The organism is Streptomyces cucumeris (assembly GCF_024295805.1).
GTDB classification, from domain to species: domain Bacteria; phylum Actinomycetota; class Actinomycetes; order Streptomycetales; family Streptomycetaceae; genus Streptomyces; species Streptomyces cucumeris.
On record NZ_JANCLX010000036.1, the window covers coordinates 43,403 to 61,265 of the forward strand.

The 17,863-nt window shown below is 71.9% G+C and carries 19 protein-coding genes and 1 pseudogene; 9 read left to right on the forward strand and 11 right to left on the reverse strand.

Annotated elements, in window-relative coordinates; all coding sequences use genetic code 11:
* Positions 1-584: pseudogene (locus tag NMK44_RS34950) on the forward strand (hypothetical protein); the annotation flags it as partial.
* Here the strand turns inward: NMK44_RS34950 and NMK44_RS34955 are convergent.
* The 7 genes from NMK44_RS34955 to NMK44_RS34985 form a co-directional block, all read right to left on the reverse strand.
* A complete protein-coding gene (locus tag NMK44_RS34955) occupies positions 538-1,206 on the reverse strand; it encodes a TylF/MycF/NovP-related O-methyltransferase (RefSeq protein ID WP_254750771.1) in 669 nt (222 codons plus the stop codon). The pseudogene NMK44_RS34950 and the gene NMK44_RS34955 overlap by 47 nt on opposite strands.
* A gap of 24 nt (positions 1,207-1,230) precedes the next feature.
* The gene (locus NMK44_RS34960) at positions 1,231-2,535 is read right to left on the reverse strand and encodes a DegT/DnrJ/EryC1/StrS family aminotransferase (RefSeq protein ID WP_254750773.1); all 1,305 of its coding nucleotides are present in this window, start codon (positions 2,533-2,535) and stop codon (positions 1,231-1,233) included.
* 4 nt (positions 2,536-2,539) lie between these two features.
* Positions 2,540-3,865 carry a hotdog family protein gene (locus NMK44_RS34965; protein WP_254750775.1) on the reverse strand — a complete coding sequence of 442 codons (1,326 nt, stop codon included), beginning with the start codon at positions 3,863-3,865 and terminating at the stop codon, positions 2,540-2,542.
* The gene (locus NMK44_RS34970; RefSeq protein ID WP_254750777.1) at positions 3,865-5,088 is read right to left on the reverse strand and encodes a MaoC family dehydratase; all 1,224 of its coding nucleotides are present in this window, start codon (positions 5,086-5,088) and stop codon (positions 3,865-3,867) included. The genes NMK44_RS34965 and NMK44_RS34970 overlap by 1 nt, the downstream gene beginning before the upstream one ends.
* Positions 5,078-6,433, reverse strand: a complete 1,356-nt coding sequence (locus NMK44_RS34975) for an AMP-binding protein (protein ID WP_254750779.1) — start codon at positions 6,431-6,433, stop codon at positions 5,078-5,080. The genes NMK44_RS34970 and NMK44_RS34975 overlap by 11 nt, the downstream gene beginning before the upstream one ends.
* Positions 6,430-6,702 carry an acyl carrier protein gene (locus tag NMK44_RS34980; RefSeq protein ID WP_254750781.1) on the reverse strand — a complete coding sequence of 91 codons (273 nt, stop codon included), beginning with the start codon at positions 6,700-6,702 and terminating at the stop codon, positions 6,430-6,432. The genes NMK44_RS34975 and NMK44_RS34980 overlap by 4 nt, the downstream gene beginning before the upstream one ends.
* A gap of 253 nt (positions 6,703-6,955) precedes the next feature.
* On the reverse strand, positions 6,956-8,206 hold the full coding sequence (locus tag NMK44_RS34985; RefSeq protein ID WP_254750783.1) for an MFS transporter: 1,251 nt from the start codon (positions 8,204-8,206) through the stop codon (positions 6,956-6,958).
* 430 nt (positions 8,207-8,636) lie between these two features.
* Between NMK44_RS34985 and NMK44_RS34990 the strand changes: the two genes are divergently transcribed.
* From NMK44_RS34990 to NMK44_RS35015, 6 genes are read left to right on the forward strand one after another with little or no spacing between them, the layout of a single operon-like run.
* A complete protein-coding gene (locus NMK44_RS34990) occupies positions 8,637-9,671 on the forward strand; it encodes an inositol-3-phosphate synthase (RefSeq protein ID WP_254750785.1) in 1,035 nt (344 codons plus the stop codon).
* 9 nt (positions 9,672-9,680) lie between these two features.
* Positions 9,681-10,289, forward strand: coding sequence for a hypothetical protein (locus NMK44_RS34995; protein WP_254750805.1), 609 nt, complete (start codon positions 9,681-9,683; stop codon positions 10,287-10,289).
* 29 nt (positions 10,290-10,318) lie between these two features.
* Complete coding sequence (locus NMK44_RS35000) at positions 10,319-11,200, forward strand: NAD(P)-dependent oxidoreductase (RefSeq protein ID WP_254750807.1); 882 nt, start codon at positions 10,319-10,321, stop codon at positions 11,198-11,200.
* Positions 11,197-12,102, forward strand: coding sequence for an NAD(P)-dependent oxidoreductase (locus NMK44_RS35005; RefSeq protein WP_254750809.1), 906 nt, complete (start codon positions 11,197-11,199; stop codon positions 12,100-12,102). Before NMK44_RS35000 ends, NMK44_RS35005 begins: the two co-directional genes overlap by 4 nt.
* Positions 12,102-12,848: an SDR family NAD(P)-dependent oxidoreductase gene (locus NMK44_RS35010; protein WP_254750811.1), complete on the forward strand. Its 747-nt coding sequence runs from the start codon at positions 12,102-12,104 to the stop codon at positions 12,846-12,848. Before NMK44_RS35005 ends, NMK44_RS35010 begins: the two co-directional genes overlap by 1 nt.
* A 35-nt stretch (positions 12,849-12,883) precedes the next feature.
* Complete coding sequence (locus NMK44_RS35015; protein ID WP_254750813.1) at positions 12,884-13,906, forward strand: Gfo/Idh/MocA family protein; 1,023 nt, start codon at positions 12,884-12,886, stop codon at positions 13,904-13,906.
* On the opposite strand, the gene NMK44_RS35020 is transcribed toward NMK44_RS35015, so the two are convergent.
* On the reverse strand, positions 13,898-14,854 hold the full coding sequence (locus NMK44_RS35020) for an aldo/keto reductase (protein ID WP_254750815.1): 957 nt from the start codon (positions 14,852-14,854) through the stop codon (positions 13,898-13,900). The genes NMK44_RS35015 and NMK44_RS35020 overlap by 9 nt on opposite strands.
* Positions 14,855-14,965: 111 nt before the next feature.
* Entirely contained in the window at positions 14,966-15,214 is a 249-nt protein-coding gene (gene rpsR / locus NMK44_RS35025) for a 30S ribosomal protein S18 (RefSeq protein WP_254750817.1), read from the reverse strand.
* 158 nt (positions 15,215-15,372) lie between these two features.
* On the opposite strand from rpsR, the gene rpmB reads away from it, so the two are divergent.
* Together rpmB and rpsN are read left to right on the forward strand one after the other, a co-directional pair.
* Positions 15,373-15,609, forward strand: coding sequence for a 50S ribosomal protein L28 (gene rpmB, locus NMK44_RS35030; RefSeq protein ID WP_254750819.1), 237 nt, complete (start codon positions 15,373-15,375; stop codon positions 15,607-15,609).
* Positions 15,609-15,914: a 30S ribosomal protein S14 gene (gene rpsN, locus NMK44_RS35035; RefSeq protein ID WP_254750821.1), complete on the forward strand. Its 306-nt coding sequence runs from the start codon at positions 15,609-15,611 to the stop codon at positions 15,912-15,914. Before rpmB ends, rpsN begins: the two co-directional genes overlap by 1 nt.
* A 44-nt stretch (positions 15,915-15,958) precedes the next feature.
* Here the strand turns inward: rpsN and NMK44_RS35040 are convergent, their stop codons facing one another.
* Positions 15,959-16,756: a TIGR03943 family putative permease subunit gene (locus NMK44_RS35040; RefSeq protein WP_254750823.1), complete on the reverse strand. Its 798-nt coding sequence runs from the start codon at positions 16,754-16,756 to the stop codon at positions 15,959-15,961.
* Positions 16,753-17,763: a permease gene (locus NMK44_RS35045; RefSeq protein ID WP_254750825.1), complete on the reverse strand. Its 1,011-nt coding sequence runs from the start codon at positions 17,761-17,763 to the stop codon at positions 16,753-16,755. The genes NMK44_RS35040 and NMK44_RS35045 overlap by 4 nt, the downstream gene beginning before the upstream one ends.
* Positions 17,764-17,863 lie beyond the last annotated feature (100 nt).

Here is a 17,863-nt window from a genome sequence, read left to right on the forward strand (position 1 = left end):
TCGGCTCGATGCGCCATGGTGTTCCGTACGCCAGTGGTCAGCGCGAGGCGATCCTGACCGGGCCGTTCTTCGCGGTCTGGGCCTACGCGGAGGAGGAACTGCTCGGCGGCTGCCTGGTGGTGGCCGCTCCCGCCGCGCCGTACACCAAGATCCGGTATGCCACGGTGGCCGGACGGCCCCGGGACACCGGGCTGACCCGGGCGGTGTATCTGCGGGCGGTGTGCGCCAGCCGGGAGCGAGGGTTCACCGCCACCAGTCTCGGCACCGAGCCAAACGTCTACGGCCATATCGCCAAGGCCGGGCTGTTCAGCTTCAAACGGCGGATGGGCTTCGCCCCGATGCCCTCCCAGGACCTGGGCAACGCGGGCGGGGTGGAGGCGGACCGGGTGGTCCGCCTCGGCGCTCTGGACGACCCCGGGATGATCCTGGGCTATCCGGACTCCCCCGGCTGGCGGGGCGGTTGGGGCCACTTCTACACCTCCGCGTCCGACCTGGACCTGGGGCCGTACCGCACCGGTCTGATGGCCCGGGTCACCGTCATCCGGCTGTCCGCTGGACGGCCAGTGTCCGGTCGGCGTGGATGACGCGGAACCGGTCGTCCCGGCCCAGCCACTCGTGCACCGCCCGGCGGCAGCCGTCGTAGACCACGTAGTCGTCGAAGAGCACGATGCCGCCGGGGCTCATCCGGTCCGCGATCCGCTCGGTGCACAGCCGCACCGAGTCGTACCAGTCGCAGTCGACATGGGCGAAGGCCACCGGCTCGTCGATCCTCAGGGTGTCCTCGTAGAGGCCCTTGATGAACTCGATGGCCTCCCGGTCGGGGTCGATGCCCACCCGGCGCATGTTCTCCCGGGTGAAGGCCAGCAGATCGCCGCTGTGCTCCAGGTAGATCCGGTCCGCCTCCCGGCCCACCACACCTTCCAGCAGCGCCGTGTGGTCCGCGTGTGAGGCGGCGTCGTCCCGGTCCCCGGGCGGGGGCATCATGGCGAACACGTCGTACAGCCGCAGCGGCCGGTCCGGTGCCTTGGTCCGGGCGATCACGATCGCCGATCCACCCATCGCCACCCCGGCCTCCAGGAAGACACCCGGCACTCCGGCGGCCTCCACCCGGTCGGCCATGGTGTGCACCACCTCCAGCTTGCCGGGGCGGGCGGAGAAGGTGAGCGAGTTGCTGCGCAGGAACGCGATGGTCTCCGTGACGTTCACCGGACCTCCGGGGTGAGGGGTGGTTCAGCAGGGGGTGTCGGTCGGGCGCGGGGAGTACTCGACGGGTGCCGTCAGCACGGTGTCCAGGTTCGCCATCACCTTGTCGACGGCACGGATGTAGTCGTCCATCAGCGCGGGGTCCTGGACGTAGAGGGGGTGGCGCACCGTGCCCAGGTTGAGGGTGATGTCGCACAGTTCGGACGCGACGGGGAACGCGGAGCGGTCCCAGCGGCGCAGCGGGACCGCGTCGGTGCGGGGGTGCCACACCTGGGTGGCACGGCGGAACACCGGCTGCGCGGGCACCGGCTGCGGCTGCCAGATGCCCGTCTCGACGCCTTCGCCGCGCAGCGCGTACAGCACCCGGTCCCGCAGATCGCGCGGATCGCCCTCGAAGCCGAGCTCCTCCGGGCACACCCGCAGCGCGTACTTCCAGTACGAGCAGCCGCCGTTGGGGCTGGGCAGGGGTGGCTGGATGCCCTTGTGCCCGGTGAGCCCGGCGGTGAGCCGTTCGGCATTGGCCTGGGCGCGGGTGTTGTACTCCTCCAGCCGGCGCAACTGGCTGCGGGCCAGGGCGCAGACCATCTCCTGGCCGCGGTAGTTCCACCCCACGCCGTGCGACCAGTACGGGCGGACCACCTCGGGCAGGACGTCCTCGCCGTAGAGGACCATGCGGCGGGCGGTGCGGGCGTGGTCCTCGTCATCGGTGGTGAACAGCCCGCCCTCGCCGCCGGAGAGGTTCTTGGACTGGTTGATACTGGCCCCGGACGCCTGGCCGAAGGAGCCGGTGACCCGGCCCTTGTAACGGATGCCATGCGCCTGGGAGTTGTCCTCCACCACCGGGACGCCGTGCCGCCGGGCGATGGCGAGGATGGGGTCGAGATCGGCCGGTTCACCGTGGATGTGCACGGCCATGATGGCCTGGGTGCGGTCCGTGATCAGCGCTTCGAGCAGGGTGGGGTCGAGGTTGAACGAGCGGCGGTCGACATCGCAGAAGACCACGTCGGCCCCCTGGTGGACGGCGGCCAGCGCGGAGGCCACGAAGGTGTAGGCGGGCACGATGACCTGGCCGCCGGGCCGGACACCGACCGCGGCCAGGGCGGCGTGCAGCGAAGCGGTGCCCGCGTTGGTGGCCACGCAGTGGCGGACGCCCACGTAGGCGGCGTACTCCTCCTCCAGCGCCCGCAGCTCCGGCGCGTTCGGCCCGGCGGTGATACCGCGCCGCAGCGCCCGGTCCACCGCGCGGCGGTCGTCCTCGGTGATGTCGGGCCAGGACCGGTGCCGGTACGGGGCGATGAGCGGGGTCCCGCCCGCGATGGCGAGGGTGGCCATGGCGTCAGTACCAATCGGCTCGGCGGTGGACGTCGAACGGCTCGTACCCGGGCCGCTCCGGGTGCGGTACGGGGAGCCGGGGCACACCGGAGGTCCGGGAGGGCAGGAACACGGTGGCGTAGCCGAGGCAGTGCACCTCACCGCGCTGGTTGGTGCCCGTGATCTCGATGGCCACCGCCGGATAGGTGGCGGTGCGGCCGGTGTCGTCGGACCGTTCGGCCCGGTAGGCGCGCAGCACCCTGCCGGTGAAGAACACGGTGTCCCCGTAGAAGACGGGTTTGCGCATCGAGGTGTACATCCGGTGCACGAACCCCGTGTCGCCCGCCCAGTCGGTGAGCAGCCGGAGCGGGATCTGGGCGCGCTGGATGCCGAAGTCGAACGGCAGCGGCTCACAGCGGTAGGCCGCGAGGTGGCGGTCCTCGTGTTCGTCGTAGGCGGTGTAGGGCCAGCCGGTGAGCGGATGCGTCCTGGCGAAGTCCGGGTTGAGGCGGCAGCGCCGGAAGGCGGGGCGGAAGGCGCGCACCAGCCGGGTGCGGTCGAAGGCGGCGTTGAGCCCGTGGTGGAGCGACTGGTAGGTGAGTTCGTCGCGGACGGTGTACGGGGGCTGGACGATCCGGGGCAGGTGTTCGCCCTCGGTGACCTCCTCCCACCACCGGGGTTCCGCACCGCGCCGGGTCCGCCGCCGCAGCGCGGTGAGGATCTCCTCGGTCTCCTCCGGGCTGTAGCGGTGAGGTCGGTGGTCGTAGAACATCCGCTTGCCCAGGCGTTCGACGGGCATCACCCGGGTGCCGCCCATCTCCTCCACCGGCAGGTGGATCAGGCGTCCGTAGGCCTTGGCCACCAGCTCCCGGCTGTTGTCCCAGTAGAAGGTCTCCGAGTGGTGCGAGATCACCCGGGCCTGGCGCGCCCGGCCGATGGTCATCTCCCGGGGGACCTTCGAGGAGGTGAAGCGCATCCCGGGGCGCAGGACGTCGTAGAACTCCCAGGCGACCCCGGAGAGGAAGTTGGCCACCGGATAGCCCTCGGCGCGCTGTGCGCCGTGGTCACCGGGGTAGCGGACATGGACCAGTACGGTGCCGGGGGCGATCTGGCTGCCGAGCCATGACGCCTCCCCGTAGCCGGGGTCGGTGTACAGCGGGTTGTCGTCGCCGATGGTGGCGGCGTAGCGGCGGATCAGACCGGGGTCGAGGATCAGGGCGCTGGGCACCGGGACGGCGTCGCGGTCCAGGGGTGCCGGATGCGGTGGCGGACGGTCCTCGGGGCTCTCCCGGCCGAGCAGTTCGCGGCTGCGGTCGATGAACTCGGTGAGCGCCTCGTCGAAGCTCTGCATCACACGCCCCCGGGGTGGTCGGATGAAGGTCCGCCGACGGGCGTCAGCCCGCCGGCCACGGGCAGCGTCACCATCCTGCCCCGCTCGGGGAGGAACACGGTGGCCGCGCAGTCCAGCACGGTCTCGTGCCGCTGGTTGACCCCGGCGATCCGCAGGGTCACCGCGTGGTGGCGCACGCCGGCCTCGTCGGTGGCGGTGTAGCGGTCGGTGACGGTGCCGGTGAGCCGCAGGGCGTCGCCGTACACCAGTGGCCGTGTGATCCGGGCCTCCAGCCGCCGCAGGAACGCGTCGTCGCCCATCCAGTGGGTCGCGTACTGCCCGGCGAGGGAGAACAGCAGTCCGCCGCGGGCGGCGGGCGCGGGCAGTCCCGCGGTGTGCGCGGTCGCGGAGTCCAGCCAGGCGTCGGCGCGGTCCCAGGCGGGCCAGTCGGTGACCGGGTTGGTGATCTGCCGTCCGGGGAGGTCCGCGAGATGGTCGTGGTGGAGGTTGCCCGCACGCACCGGACGGCCCTCGGCGAACACCCACACCATCAGCTCGGCGAGGGACAGCGGCCCCTTGAGGAGGGTGGGACCCGTCTCGCCCACGGCGGTGTCGCTCCAGAACCGGGGGCGTCCGCCGCGCGGTGGCTCCTCGGTCTCCAGCTCATGCACCATCCGCTCGACCTCGGTGTCGTCATAGCGGTGGACGGACCGGGCGGGGGCTTGCGGATCGCGCGGAGTGAGGTCCACCTCGCAACTGCCGCGTGCGAGGGGAACACCGTGGCGCAGGTAGTCCACGGCCGAAGTGACCCGGGCGAACGGGCGGCCGGCCCCGTCGTGGTGGCCCGCCAGTCCGGTGATCTCGACACGGCCGGTCAGCGGGTCACCGAGCCGGATGGTGTCGTTCCAGGTCAGCCGGAGGGTGCTGAGGGTATCCAGCAGCCCGTGGCGGTCCAGGTCCAGTCCGCCGGAGGAGTCGGGCATCCGTACCGCGAGGACGAACGCGGGTGGTGCGAGCATGGTGTGGTGCACCGAGCCCGCGCCGTACTGCACATCGGTGTAGAGGGGGTTCTCGTCGCCAGTGGCCTCCACGAACCGGCTGACGTTGATCCAGCTCGCCACGCCGACGCCGGGCTCGACATCCGGTGCCAGATGGCCGGCGATCCGTCCGCCCGCGCGGACCAGTTCCGCGATGGCCGCGTCCGCCGCCGGGGCGGTGGACCGGGTCTGGGTGTCATACGTCATCGGCGCTCAGCTCATCCTCCAAGTGGGCGTAGTCCGTCTTGCCGGACGTGGTCCTCGGGATGCTCCCGACGTCCCGGACCCGGATGTACCGGGTGGGGATGCGGATCCGCTCACGGACGATCCGGGCCAGGTCCCCGGCGGTGGCCGCGCCGGCGCCCGGGGCACGGGCGATGACGAGCTTCTCGTCCAGCTCCAGGGTGGCCACCGTGGCGTGCGCGGCGAGCAGTGACTCCAGCTCGTCGAGGTTGATGCGCTGTCCGCACAGCTTGGCCACCCGGCGTTTGCGTCCGACGACGGTGAACAGCCCCTCGTCGTCCACCCGGGCGAGGTCCCCGGTGGCCAGCCGGCCACGCAGTTCGTCTCCGCGGGCCAGATCGGCGCGGCCACGGGCGTAGCCGAGCATCACATTGGGGCCGGTGTAGATCAGCTCACCGTCGTCGGCGAGGGTCAGCGCGCCGCCGGGCACCGGGACACCGATGCGGTCGGGCTTGTCCAGCACACGGTCCGGTGGCAGATAGGCGATCCGGGCGGTGGCCTCGGTCTGGCCGTACATCACCACGAGCCGGCCGCCCCGGTCGCACATGACGCGGGCGAAGCGCAGCACGGTCTCCGGTGGCATCCGGCCGCCCGCCTGGGTGAGGGTGGTCAGCGCGGGCAACGCGAGCCGCTCGAACCCGGTGCGCCCGAGGATGGTGTACGCGGACGGCACCCCGGCGAAGGAGGTGCATCCGGTGCGCCGCACGGTGTCCCAGAAGCCCCTGCGCACCAGGCTGGTCCGGGTGAGCACGACCGAAGCCCCGGCCAGCAGATGGGAGTTGAGCACCGACAGGCCGTAGGAGTAGTGCAGCGGTAGGCTCTGGACGGCGCGCTCATGGGGGCCCAGGCCCAGGTAGGAGATGATCTGGGCGGCGTTGGCATCGAGGTTGGCGGTGCTGAGCCGGACGTACTTGGGGCTTCCGGTGCTGCCGGAGGTGCACAGCAGGACCGCCAGGTCGGGGTGGACCGGATCGGCCGCGCCCGCGAGACGGGCGGTGCGGTCGCCGTCGAGGACGAACTCCGGGCGGTAGGCGCGGATGACGTCGTCGACGGAGGCGGGACCGGCGGTGCCGTCGAGTAAGAGCACGGCGTGGTCGGCGGCGAGAGCGGCGAGATAGCCGGTGACGGTGTCGATGTCGGGACGGGTCAGACAGACCGCAAGCCCTTTCCGTCCGATGCGCAGACCGTCGGCCCGGCGCCGTACCCGGTCGGCGAGTCCGGCGTAGCTCCAGCTCCGGTCGGTGTCGGCGTCCACCACGGCGGTGGCCGCCGACGGTTCGTCCAGCCAGCCGAGGATCGCCTGCCTCACGAGCCGTCGGGGTGGCGCGTCCGGAGGCGTTCCGCGGCGGCGGCGTAGCTGGTGATCTCCTGCACGTCTGTCTCGTCGAGCGCCGTCCCGAAGCTCTCCTCCAGGGCCGCGACGAGGGAGATGTGTCCCAGGGAGTCCCAGTGTTCGTGCTGCTCGAAGGCGAGGGCGGTCACATCGGTGTCCGCCGGGAGGTCCAGTCCCTCCCGGAACGCCTCCGCGAGCCGCCGGTCGAAGTCGGACACCGGGGCCACCGGGTCACGCGAAGGCATGCCGAACCTCCAGTTCGTTCTCGACGGGTTCGGGCGCGCGGACCGAGGGGCGCGGACAGGCGGAAAAGAGCAATATCCGGTCACAGTCGCTGCCGTGCCGGATATCTCTCGCCGATTTTCCCGAATTCGCCGGATGTCTGATAAAGGCTCAGAATCGAGCCTCCGACGCAAGCTCTTTCCATTTGAGCGTAGACACGGCCACGCTCGGGAGTCAAGGGTCGAAGTCGCGGTGGCCGCCGGTGACTTCGGGTGGCTATCGCCTCTCCGTTTCGGCGTGCCGGGCGGACGGCCGGCCCGCCGCGCCCGCACCGCCGCGGCCCCGGTGGACGGCCAGCGACACCGCGTACGCGACCCCGCCCGCGATCGCCGCGAGCCCGCACACCACCAGCGTCGCACCGGTGCCGACGTGCCCGGAGAGCGAGGTCACCAGGATCGCGCCCAGCGGGGTGGTCCCGGTGAACGCCACCGCGTAGAGGCTGCCGACCAGCCCGCGACGCTCCTGGCTGACGCCGACGGCGAGGACCGCCTCGGAGGAGGCGGTGAAAATCAGCCGTCCGAAGCCGCCCGCGAACAGCAGGGCGAGCACCACCGCCAGGGAGGGCGTCAGCCCGAACGCCACGAACGCCGAGCCGAACAGCAGCAGACCGAGGAAGGCGGAGGTGGCGGCGCTCGTCCGCAGCCAGGCCCGTACCGCGCCGCCGAGGAACGACCCGATCCCGAAGGCGATGTTGAACGCGGCGAGCACCCAGGGGTCGTTGTCGTAGTCCTCCCGGACCACCAGCGGAACCATGGTGGCCACGTTGAAGGACACCAGGCTGACCAGGGAGAAGATGATGAGCAGATCGCGCACCTTGGGGAGGGACCAGATGTACCGGAACCCCTCGCGCAGCGGGCTGGGCCCGGCGATGCGCACCTCGTAGCGCGGCCTGGGCAGCAGCAGCGCGGCGAGGACGAAGGTCAGCCCGTCCACCGCGAAGCACAGTCCGGACGGGCCGGCGGTGAGGATCAGGCTGGCGAACGCCGGTCCGACGATACGGCCGAGGGTGCTCGCCGAGCTGGTGGCACCGGCGAAGCGGGCGCGGACCCCGTCCGGGACGATCGCCGCGACATAGGCCATCCGCCCGGCGTGTTCGAGCATCGCGAAGACCTGACTGGCCGATCCGGCGATGACGAAGGGGATGAACAGCAGCGATCCGGGGGTGAACGCCAGGGCCATCACGGCCAGGGCGAGCAGCGCCTGGGCGTAGTTGGCCAGCAGCACCAGCCGGCGCGGATCGCGGCTGTCGACGTACTTGCCTATGGCGGGGCCGAGCAGGGCGGCGGGCGCGTAGCGGGCGGCCATCAGCACACCGAGCGCGAGCGGCTGGTACCCAGCCTCGAGGACCACCCACGCCTGGGCCGTGACGGACAGATAGGTACCGCTCTGGGAGAGGAACTCACCCGACATGTAGGCGACCGCGGGTCTGCTCCGCAGGGTCCTGGCGGCCTCCGTCCCGGCGCTCACCGGCGGACTCCGTTCCGGGCTTCAGGGGCACACATGGGCACGACGTGTATCACTCGCCGTAGGGGACTGTCCACGCGGAGGAAGCGTAGTGGCCACGCCATGAGCGGGCCGGTGATTCACGATCGGGGTCTTGCACGGCCCGTGGTCGATCGGGTTTCCTGGAGGGCGGTCGACCGTGAACAACGCGGGGGTTGGCGCGTCTGCGCATTTTCCGGTCCTCAACCGCTGTGTCTCTTGTATGAGCTCGACTTTCCTTTACTGAGGCGTGCCGCGATACAGCGGAATTCACTCTTCCGCATGGTGTCCTCCACCGGTTCTCACACCGGTCCCGTTTTCCCTTCGGCACGGCGCGCGGGCATTCTCCCCGTTCCCCCGAACCCCTCGGCGACCCCCGGATCAACCCATCGGTCCAGCAGTGAGGAGCACAGTCATGAAACTGGCGGTCGCGGGCGTGGGCAACAACGTCTCCGCGTTGGTCCAGGGCATCGGGTACTACCGCCGGTCCGGCGCGGACGGGCCCCTCCCGGGGGTCACCCATCCCCTGCTCGGCGGGTTACGGGTGACGGACATCGAGGTGGTGGCCGCCTTCGACCTCGCGGACAACAAGACCGGCCGGCCTCTGTCGGAGGCCCTCTTCGCCGCGCCCAACAACTACCCGGAGCTGGACGCGCCGCCGCCGGCCGAGGATCCGGAGGTCGTTCCGGGGATCGCCGATCCCGAGGACGAGGCGCGGATCGACCAGGTGGCGAAGATCCTGCGGGAGCAGGAGGCGGAGGTCCTGCTCTACTCCCTGCCCACCGGACTGCCGGAGGTGGCACGCGCCTACGGCCGGGCGGCGCTCGCGGCGGGGGTCGCGGTCGTCAACTGCACCCCCGATCCGATGGCGGGTCTGCCCGAACTGCGGGCCGAGGCGGAGGCCAAGGGCGTTCCGCTGGTCGGCGACGACCTCCAGAGCCACTTCGGCAGCTCGATCGTGCACGGTTCCCTGCTGGCCCTGCTGGAGGAGCGCGGGCTCACCCTCAGCGGCTCGTACCAGGTCAACATGGGTGGCAACGCCGACTTCGAGAATCTGCGCACCCACGGCGAGGGGAAACAGGCGTCCAAGCACCGGGCGCTGCGCCAGAAGGTGCGGCGGACCGACGCGGTGACGGTCATCCCGTCCGCCGGGTTCGTCTCCCACCTGGGTGACCGCAAGGTGGCGCATATGTCGGTGGAGGCGCGCGGCTGGGCCGATATGCCGGTCAGACTGGACGTCACCCTCCAGGTGCAGGACTCCAGCAACGCGGCGGGCGTGATCATCGACCTGGTGCGGATCGCGGCGGTGGCCCGGCGGCGCGGTGAGGGCGGATTCCCGGTGGCGGCCACCCCCCTGCTGAAGTCGCCCACCCTGGTGGAGGATCCCCTGCTCCAGGGCCGCCACGCGCGGGAGGCGCTGGCGGAGCTGTCGGCCGAGAACGACGGCTGAGGCGGCGTCATGAGCGATCTCACCAGCGTCGGTGAGCTGTCCGCCCTCAAGCGCATCCCGGTCGAGGTGCTGACCGGCTACGGCCTGCGGGACATCCCCGGCGGCGGGGTCCACATCGACTACCTCACCCCCGACGGCCGTCCGGGCCGGGCCCGCCACCGCTGGCAGGTCACCGGACTGACCGGGTCGACGTTCGAGGAGGGCGACCGGCCGGTCACGGCCTACTGGCGGCCGGAGAGCCGGGAGTTCGCCCGGCGGCGCGACACCGTCCTGCTGACCGAGGGCGAGTCCACCTGCTGGACGCTGTGGTACCGGGAGTTCGCCGCGGCGGGTTTCCCCGGCGCCGAGCAGGTCGACTGTCTGGACGCGGGCCATCTGGCACCGGCCTCGACGGCGGTGATCGTCGCCGAGTGGGACGACCCGGACACCTACCCCGACGGTGTCGGCGACTTCGTCGACCGGGTGGTGCGGCGGCTGGCCGCCTGCGGTTTCGGCGGGACGGTCAAGGTGCTCGACCTGGAGCCGGTGGCCGAGGACATCAACGCGCTCCACCGGGCCGATCCCGAGCGGTTCGAGCCCGTCCTCCTGGAACTGATCAGCAAGGCGCCCACGCGGTGAACCCGACGGACGGAAGCGAGGCGGAACCCATGGCGGCAGCCCCGGCCACCCGGGTGGCGGTGCTCGGCACCGGCACACTGGGGGCTCCGATGGCCCGCAACGTGGCGGCGACCGGTGTCCAGGTCACCGTCTGGAACAGAACGGCCGAACGGGTCAAACCCCTGGCGGACGCGGGGATCCGGGTGGCCGGCACGGTGGCGGAGGCGGTGGCCGGCGCCGACCTCGTACTGACCGTGCTGTCGGACACCGCCGCCGTGTCCTCGGTGATGCGCGACAACTGCGGGCTGGAGGCGATGCGCCCGGGTGCCGTATGGGTGCAGTCGAGCACCGTCGGCGTCCAGGACACCGAGGGCTGGGCCGATGCCGCCCGCGCCGCCGGGGCTGTGTTCGTGGACTGCCCGGTGCTGGGCACCCGCACCCCGGCGGAGAACGGGCAGTTGGTGCTGCTGGCCTCCGGTCCGGACGAGGCACGGAAGGTGTGCGAACCGGTCTTCGAGGCGATCGGCAAACGCACCCTCTGGCTGGGCCCGGCGGGCACCGGCACCCGGCTGAAGCTGGTGGTCAACACCTGGCTGCTGTCCCTGGTGGAGGTGCTGGCCGAGTCGGTGGCCTTCGCCAAGGCGATGGGGTTCGAGGCGGAGACCTTCTTCTCCACCATCGAGCAGGGCGGGGTCAGCCTGCCGTATGTGCGGCTGAAGGGTGCGGCGATGGACCGCGAGGAGTTCCCGCCGGACTTCACCCTGCGGCTGGCCCGCAAGGACCTGCGGCTGGTGCTGGACGCCGCCGCAGGGGCCGGACTGCCCGTACCGGTGGTGGAGACGGTGGTGGGACAGTTCGACCGGGCCATCGGGGCCGGCCACGGCGAGGCGGACTACGCCGCCACCTATCTGGCCACCCGGAGGACATCATGAGCGGGCGGGTGGCCGTCGTCGGACTGGGCCGTCTCGGCGCCGCCGTCGCCGGACGGCTGGTGGACGCCGGATACCGGGTCAGCGGCTTCGACCCATCGGCCCGGGCGACGGCCGGAGCGGAAGCCAGGGGCGTACGGACCGGGGCCGGTTGCGCGGAGGCGGTGCGCGGCGCCACCACGGTGCTCACCGTCCTGCCCGACGCCGCGGTCGTGGCGGCGGTGGCGCCGGAGATCCTGGCCGCGATGGAACCGGGCGCGTGCTGGCTGGAGATGAGTTCCTCGCACCCCGAGGTCACCCGGGGCCTTGCCGAGGAGGCGGAGAAGCGTGGCGCGGCGCTGCTGGACGTCCCGGTGGCGGGCGGGGTGGCGGGGGCCGAGAAGGGGGTGCTGACGGTGATGGCCGCCGGACCCGCGCCACTGCTGGAGCGCGTCCGGCCGGTCCTGGAGGTGTTCGGGGAGCGGATCATCCATGTCTCGGAGCGCCCCGGCGACGGCGATATCGCCAAGACCATCAACAACCTGCTGGCCGCCGCCAACCTCGCCACCGCCTCGGAGGGGCTGGCGCTCGGTCTGGCCGAGGGGCTGGATGTGGACGTCCTGCTGGAGGTGCTGAACGCCGGCAGCGGCACCTCGTTCGCCACCACCGCGCAGATCCCCCTCTTCGCCCGGGCGGGCCGGTACACCGCACGGTTCACCGTCGGCCAGTACGCGAAGGACGCCCAGGTGGCGCTGGACCTCGCGGACGGGCGCGGGATGGATCCGGCGATGCTCAGCCGCGCCCGCGACGTGTGGCAGTCGCTCGCCGACGGCGGACACGCGGACGAGGACTACACCCGGATCACCCCGCTGACCGCCGGGGCCGCCGGGGTCCGGTGGCCCGCACCGCGGACGGAGGAGAGCTGATGGGCGCGGGAACAGCCGTGGTGACGGGCGCGGCGCGGGGGATCGGCGCCGCCACCGCCGACCGGCTGCTGGAGGAGGGCTACTCGGTGGTGGGGGTGGATGTGCTGCCCCCGGCCGAGCCCTCCGCCGTGGTGGCGAAGGCCCCGGAGCGGTTCGAGCACCGGATCGCCGACGTCAGCGACGAGGCGGCCGTGTCCCGGGCCTTCGAGGGTCTTGAGCGGATCGACATCCTGGTGAACGTGGCGGGGACGGTGCTGGTGAAGCCCTTCCTCGACACCACCTGGGCCGACTACCGCCGCACCCTGGATGTGAACCTCGGCGGGACGATCCTGGCCTGCCGTCAGGCCGTACCGCTGATGCGGGACGGCGCCACCATCATCAACGTGGCGTCGATCTCGGGCCATATCGGCCAGACCCAGCACGCGGTCTACGCAGCCAGCAAGGGCGCGGTGCTGTCGATGTCCCGGGGGCTGGCGTGGGAGCTGGCGCCGCTGGGCATCCGCGTCAACACCGTCTCCCCCGGTTCGGTCGACACCGCGATGCTGCGCGAGGACATCGGTATCGAGGCCCGCCGGCTGGGGCAGCCCTTCGAGCGGGTCAAGGCCGAGCGCGAGGGGGAACAGGCGCTGGGGCGGTGGGCGCGGCCTGAGGAGGTGGCGCACGCCATCGTCTTCCTGGCGAGCGGTCAGGCGTCCTTCATCACCGGCACGGATCTGCTCGTGGACTCGGGATGGGTGGCGAAATGAGCGGCGATACGGGGCGGCCGGGGACGCCGGGGCCGATGGGGATCGGTGTGATCGGGCTGGGCCGGGTCAGCCCGGCCCATCTGGAGGGCTATCTGGCGCTGCCGGGCGAGGCGCGGGTGGTGGCCGTATGCGATATCGACAAGCGGAAGACCGACGCGGTCGCCACCGGGCTGGGGGTGCCCGGATTCACCGACCACACCGCACTGCTGGCGCATCCCGGGGTGGACGGTGTGGTGATCCTGCTCCCCCATCTGCTGCACCGCCCGGTGGTGGCGGACGCCATCGCGGCGGGCAGACATGTGACGGTGGAGAAACCGCTGGCGGTGTCGGAGGCGGAGTGCCGGGAGCTGATCGACGCCGCGCGGGCGCGCGGGGTGGTGCTCTCGGTGTCGGAGAACAGCCGCTTCGTGGAGAGCTATCTACGGGTGAAGGAGCTGCTGGACTCGGGTCGGATCGGCGGTGTCCGGCTGGTCCGGGCGTTCATCTCCGGTTCCGCCGTGGCCGAGCTGGCCGATCCTGACGAGGCGTGGAAACACCAGGACTTCGGCTTCGCCGCCGTGCTGGACGCGGCGACCCACTTCTTCTATGTGCTGCGGTGGATGTTCGAACCGGTGGTCTCCCTCCAGGCCACCACCCGTCACTGGTCGGTGGACCACGGCGTACCGCGGACCACGGTGGAGGACGGGGCGGTGGTGACCGGCCGGTTCGCGGGCGGTGGACACTTCTCCGTCGAGATCGCGCTGAATGTCGAGGTGCCGTGGGGCGAGCGGTTCGAGATCTACGGCGAGGCCGGATCGGTGGTCTGTGACCAGCTCACCGATCCGGTGGCGACCTTCTACCGCGACGCGTCGGACTTCGGGACGGCCCTGCCCGGAGTGTCCACCGATCCCCGTGGCTGGCGTACGGCGTCGATGCGCCGCGGCGCGGCCGACTTCGTCCGCGCGGTGCGCTCCGGGCGCTCCCCCGCCGTCACCGCCGAGGACGCCGCCTACGCGGTGCGGCTGGCGGAGGCGGCCTACCGCTCGGTCCGCGACGGGGGTGTGCCGGTGTCAGTGTGAGGGCACCGGCACCTCAGGGCCGAGCAGGCCCTCGGCGCGCAGATCGGCCCAGAGCTCCGCGGGGACCGGGGCATCCATCCAGGAGACGGCGTCGTGGACCTGCCCGGCCGTACGGCAGCCGATGACCACCGAGGACACCGCGGGGTGGCCGAACGGGAACTGGATCGCCGCCCGGGGCAGCACCACACCGTGGCGGGCGCACACCGCGGCGATCTCGCGGGCGCGGGCGATCCGGTCCCCGGGCGCCCGGGTGAAGTTGTAGCGGGCGTCGTCCGCGACCTCGGGGCGGGACAGCAGCCCGGTGTTGAACACCGCGGCGGCCACCACGGACACCCCGCGGTCGGCGCAGAGCTCCAACAGCCCCTCCAGGGCGGTCTGTTCGAGCAGGGTGTAGCGGCCCGCCAGCATCACCTCGTCGAGGTCGGTCTCCCGGACGAAGGCGGCGGGCATCTCCCACTGGTTCATGCCCACCCCGATCCTGCCGACCACACCCTGGGCGCGCAGTTCGGCCAGGGCCGGGTAGGCCGTGGTGAGCGCCTCGGTCCAGTGGTCGTCCGGGTCATGCAGATAGACGGTGTCCACCCGGTCCAGCCCCAGCCGACGCAGTGACGCCTCCAGGGAGCGTTTCACCCCGTCGGCGCTGAAGTCCCACACCCGGCGCAGATCCGCGGGCACGTCGTAGCCGCCGGTCTCCAGATCGCTGCCGCCGCGGCCGGAGGGCTCCAGCCACCGGCCCACCTTGGTGGACAGGGTGAACGCGTCCCGCGGCCGGTCCGCGAGGGCGGCGCCCAGCCTCCGCTCGGACAGACCCAGCCCGTAGTGCGGCGCGGTGTCGAAATGGCGGATTCCCTCGTCCCAGGCGGCGTCCACGGCAGCACGCGCCGTGTCGTCGGAGACCGCCCGGTAGAGGTTGCCGATGGTCGCCGCTCCGAACCCCAACGCACGCATGTCCCCGACCCCTTCGACGTGGCGCACACCGACAACACCCTCGCAGCCGAGCCGGGCACCAGTGTAGGAAGCACGCGCCACCGTGACGAGACCGCCGCCCTGAAGGGCGCCCTAGCGTGAGCCGTACGGGAGGAGGGCCATCTCCCGGGCGTTCTTGACCGCACGGGCGATCTGCCGCTGCTGCCGTCGGGTCACCCGGGTCACCCGACGGCTGCGGATCTTGCCGCGGTCGGAGATGAACTTCCGCAGCAGATCGGTGTCCTTGTAGTCGACGTAGGTGATGCCCGCGGCGTCGAGCGGATTGACGCGGGGGCGCGGGGCGCCCCGACGGGCGGTGGAGCCGGTGGTTCGGCGGGTCATGAGCGGTCCTTTCCGTGGGGGCCGTGAGGCCGTTCGTAGGGCCGTGAGGCCGTGGGGGATCCGTAGAGGTCCCGCACAGCATACATGGCGTTGGTTTTCATTTTCATCTAGCTGCTACGGTGCTGCCGTACCGACCGCCCACGAGAAACGGGAGGGCCATGTCCGCCCACTGCCAACTCACCGGCCGCCGACCCGGCTTCGGCAACCACATCTCCCATTCGCACCGCCGCAGTCCGCGCCGGTTCGACCCCAACATCCAGCGCAAGCGGTACTGGCTGCCGAGCGAGGGCCGCCATATCCGGCTCGCCCTCAGCACGAAGGGGATCAAGACCGTGGACACCATCGGCATCGAGGCCGCCGTGGTCCGGATCCGTGCCCGGGGAGGGAAGGTCTGATGGCGAAGAAGAGCAAGATCGCCAAAAATGAGCGGCGACGCCTGATCGTCGCCCGCTACGCCGTGCGCCGCGCGGCGCTGAAGGCCCTCATCGCCGACCCCGGCACATCCGATGGGCAGCGCGATGCCGCACAGCGGGAGCTGCGCCGTCAGCCGCGCGACGCCAGCGCCACCCGGGTGCGCAACCGCGACGCCGTCGACGGACGGCCCCGCGGCCACCTCCGCGCGTTCGGCCTGTCCCGGGTGCGGATGCGCGAGATGGCACACGCGGGTGAACTGCCCGGTGTGACCAAGAGCAGCTGGTAGCCCGCCCGCACCTCACGGCACCTCCGGGCGGGGCACTGCTCGTCTCAGTTTCCCGCCCGTGGGGCCACCACATCGTTGTACGGGTCCACGGGTTCCGGCACCCGCCGGACGGCGGTGACGTCCAGGGCCGGACTCGCGGTGCCCGCACCGGGTTTCCCGGTGGGATGCCAGGTGCCGGTCACGGTCACCCAGGTGTCGGCGCGCTGCGGCGTGGCGCCGTGCACCCGCACCTTGCGCACCTGTGCGTCGGCCGCGCAGCAGCTGATGACCAGTCGGCTGATGTACCAGCCGCCGTGGCGGCCGGGGGTGACGAACCCGGTGAGGCGCACGGTACGGCCCTTCAGCGTGCCGCCGGTGTCCCAGACCGCGCGGCCGGTGAAGTCGTTGAGCGACATCGGGACCACGCCCGTGCGCGGCAGCGGCGGGAAGAGGCTGTCACCGGCGGCGGCCTCCGGCGCCCTCGGCGCCTCCGCGTCGCCCCGGGCGGCGGTGTACGAACCGAGGGCGGGCGGTGCGATGAACAGGATGGTCAGCGCCGGTACGTACAGCAGCCACGCCACCCGGGGACCCCGGCCGCCATGGCCGTGGCCCGCGTGGCCCTGGTCATGGCCCGCGTCGCCGTGGCCGTCGCCCCGGTCGCGCCCCGTCCGCGGCCGGTCGAACGGGAATCCGTCGCGGGCGGCGCTCACCGCGCCGAGCGCCAGCAGCAGCACACCGGAAGCGATGAGCGCGGGCCGCAGCCCGGCCCGGACGTAGCGCAGATACAGATCGGTCAGCAGGGCGATATGCAGCAGACCGACGCCGAGGAACAGGAGCAGCAGCACCTGGATGTTGCGCTTCACAGCAGCCACCACCCCATGAGCGCGCTGCACACCACCGCCATGACCCAGGTGGCGGACGAGAAGCGCAGCGCGAACCCCCGTCCGAAGGTGCCCGACTGGAGCGCGATGAGCTTCAGGTCCACCATCGGCCCGACGACCATGAAGGTGAGCCGGGCGGTGGGCGAGAAGCCGGTGAGCGAGGCGGCGACGAACGCGTCGGCCTCGGAGCACACCGCGAGGACCACCGCGAGCAGCGCCGTCAACAGCACCGAAAGCCATGGGGAGTCCGAGAACAGCCGCAGCGCGGAGTGCGGCACCACGACGTTGAAGGTGGCCGCGGCCGCCGCGCCCACCACCAGGAAGCCGCCCGCGTGCAGGAAGTCGTGCTGCAGCGAGAGCCGGAACTCCTCGGCGCGGTTCGCTCCGGGCGCGCGTCCGGCGGGCCCCTTCGGCAGCCGCAGCCACTCGGCGCGGCCCGCCCTCAGCCACAGCCAGCCCATGGCCACGGAGGTGAGGAGGGAGGCGAGGAGACGGGCGAGGACCATCGCCGGGGCACCGGGGAAGGCCACGTAGGTGGCGATCAGGACGACGGGGTTGATGGCCGGGGCGGACAGCAGGAAAGCCAGCGCCGCGGCCGGGGTGACACCCCGTCGCATCAGGCTGCCCGCCACCGGGACCGAGGCGCATTCACAGCCGGGCAGCACCGCGCCCGCGGCGCCCGCGACCGGCACGGCCAGGGCAGGATGACGCGGCAGCACCCGGGTGAAGACCCACGCCGGGACGAACGCGCTGATCGCGGCCGAGACCAGGGTGCCGAGCAGCAGGAACGGCACCCCCTGGATGACGATCGCGGTGAACACCGTCCGCCAGGCCGCCACCGCCCGGTGGTCCAGTCCGCCGGAGATCTCGGGCGCGAACAGGATCGCGACCACCCCGAGCGCCGCCACCGGAAGTGCCGCGACGAGGGCGTGCGACGTCACACGGACGACAGCGCCCGTGGCGTTCCCGGGCGCATCGCCCTCCGCCATGACTCCCCTCCCTGGGACCGCACCACCCCCGTTGGCGAAGGCTCACCTTAGCGCATGGATGTCATTTTCATCTTGCTCCCCGTCACACTCGCGGCACCCC

Coding starts and splice junctions, on each gene's coding strand:
- NMK44_RS34960 (WP_254750773.1), bottom strand. CDS start 2,535: ATGGCCACCCTCGCCATCGCGGGCGGGACCCCGCTCATCGCCCCGTAC.
- NMK44_RS34965 (WP_254750775.1), bottom strand. CDS start 3,865: ATGCAGAGCTTCGACGAGGCGCTCACCGAGTTCATCGACCGCAGCCGC.
- NMK44_RS34970 (WP_254750777.1), bottom strand. CDS start 5,088: ATGACGTATGACACCCAGACCCGGTCCACCGCCCCGGCGGCGGACGCG.
- NMK44_RS34980 (WP_254750781.1), bottom strand. CDS start 6,702: ATGCCTTCGCGTGACCCGGTGGCCCCGGTGTCCGACTTCGACCGGCGG.
- NMK44_RS34990 (WP_254750785.1), top strand. CDS start 8,637: ATGAAACTGGCGGTCGCGGGCGTGGGCAACAACGTCTCCGCGTTGGTC.
- NMK44_RS34995 (WP_254750805.1), top strand. CDS start 9,681: ATGAGCGATCTCACCAGCGTCGGTGAGCTGTCCGCCCTCAAGCGCATC.
- NMK44_RS35000 (WP_254750807.1), top strand. CDS start 10,319: ATGGCGGCAGCCCCGGCCACCCGGGTGGCGGTGCTCGGCACCGGCACA.
- NMK44_RS35005 (WP_254750809.1), top strand. CDS start 11,197: ATGAGCGGGCGGGTGGCCGTCGTCGGACTGGGCCGTCTCGGCGCCGCC.
- NMK44_RS35010 (WP_254750811.1), top strand. CDS start 12,102: ATGGGCGCGGGAACAGCCGTGGTGACGGGCGCGGCGCGGGGGATCGGC.
- NMK44_RS35015 (WP_254750813.1), top strand. CDS start 12,884: ATGGGGATCGGTGTGATCGGGCTGGGCCGGGTCAGCCCGGCCCATCTG.
- NMK44_RS35020 (WP_254750815.1), bottom strand. CDS start 14,854: ATGCGTGCGTTGGGGTTCGGAGCGGCGACCATCGGCAACCTCTACCGG.
- rpsR (WP_254750817.1), bottom strand. CDS start 15,214: ATGACCCGCCGAACCACCGGCTCCACCGCCCGTCGGGGCGCCCCGCGC.
- rpmB (WP_254750819.1), top strand. CDS start 15,373: ATGTCCGCCCACTGCCAACTCACCGGCCGCCGACCCGGCTTCGGCAAC.
- rpsN (WP_254750821.1), top strand. CDS start 15,609: ATGGCGAAGAAGAGCAAGATCGCCAAAAATGAGCGGCGACGCCTGATC.
- NMK44_RS35045 (WP_254750825.1), bottom strand. CDS start 17,763: ATGGCGGAGGGCGATGCGCCCGGGAACGCCACGGGCGCTGTCGTCCGT.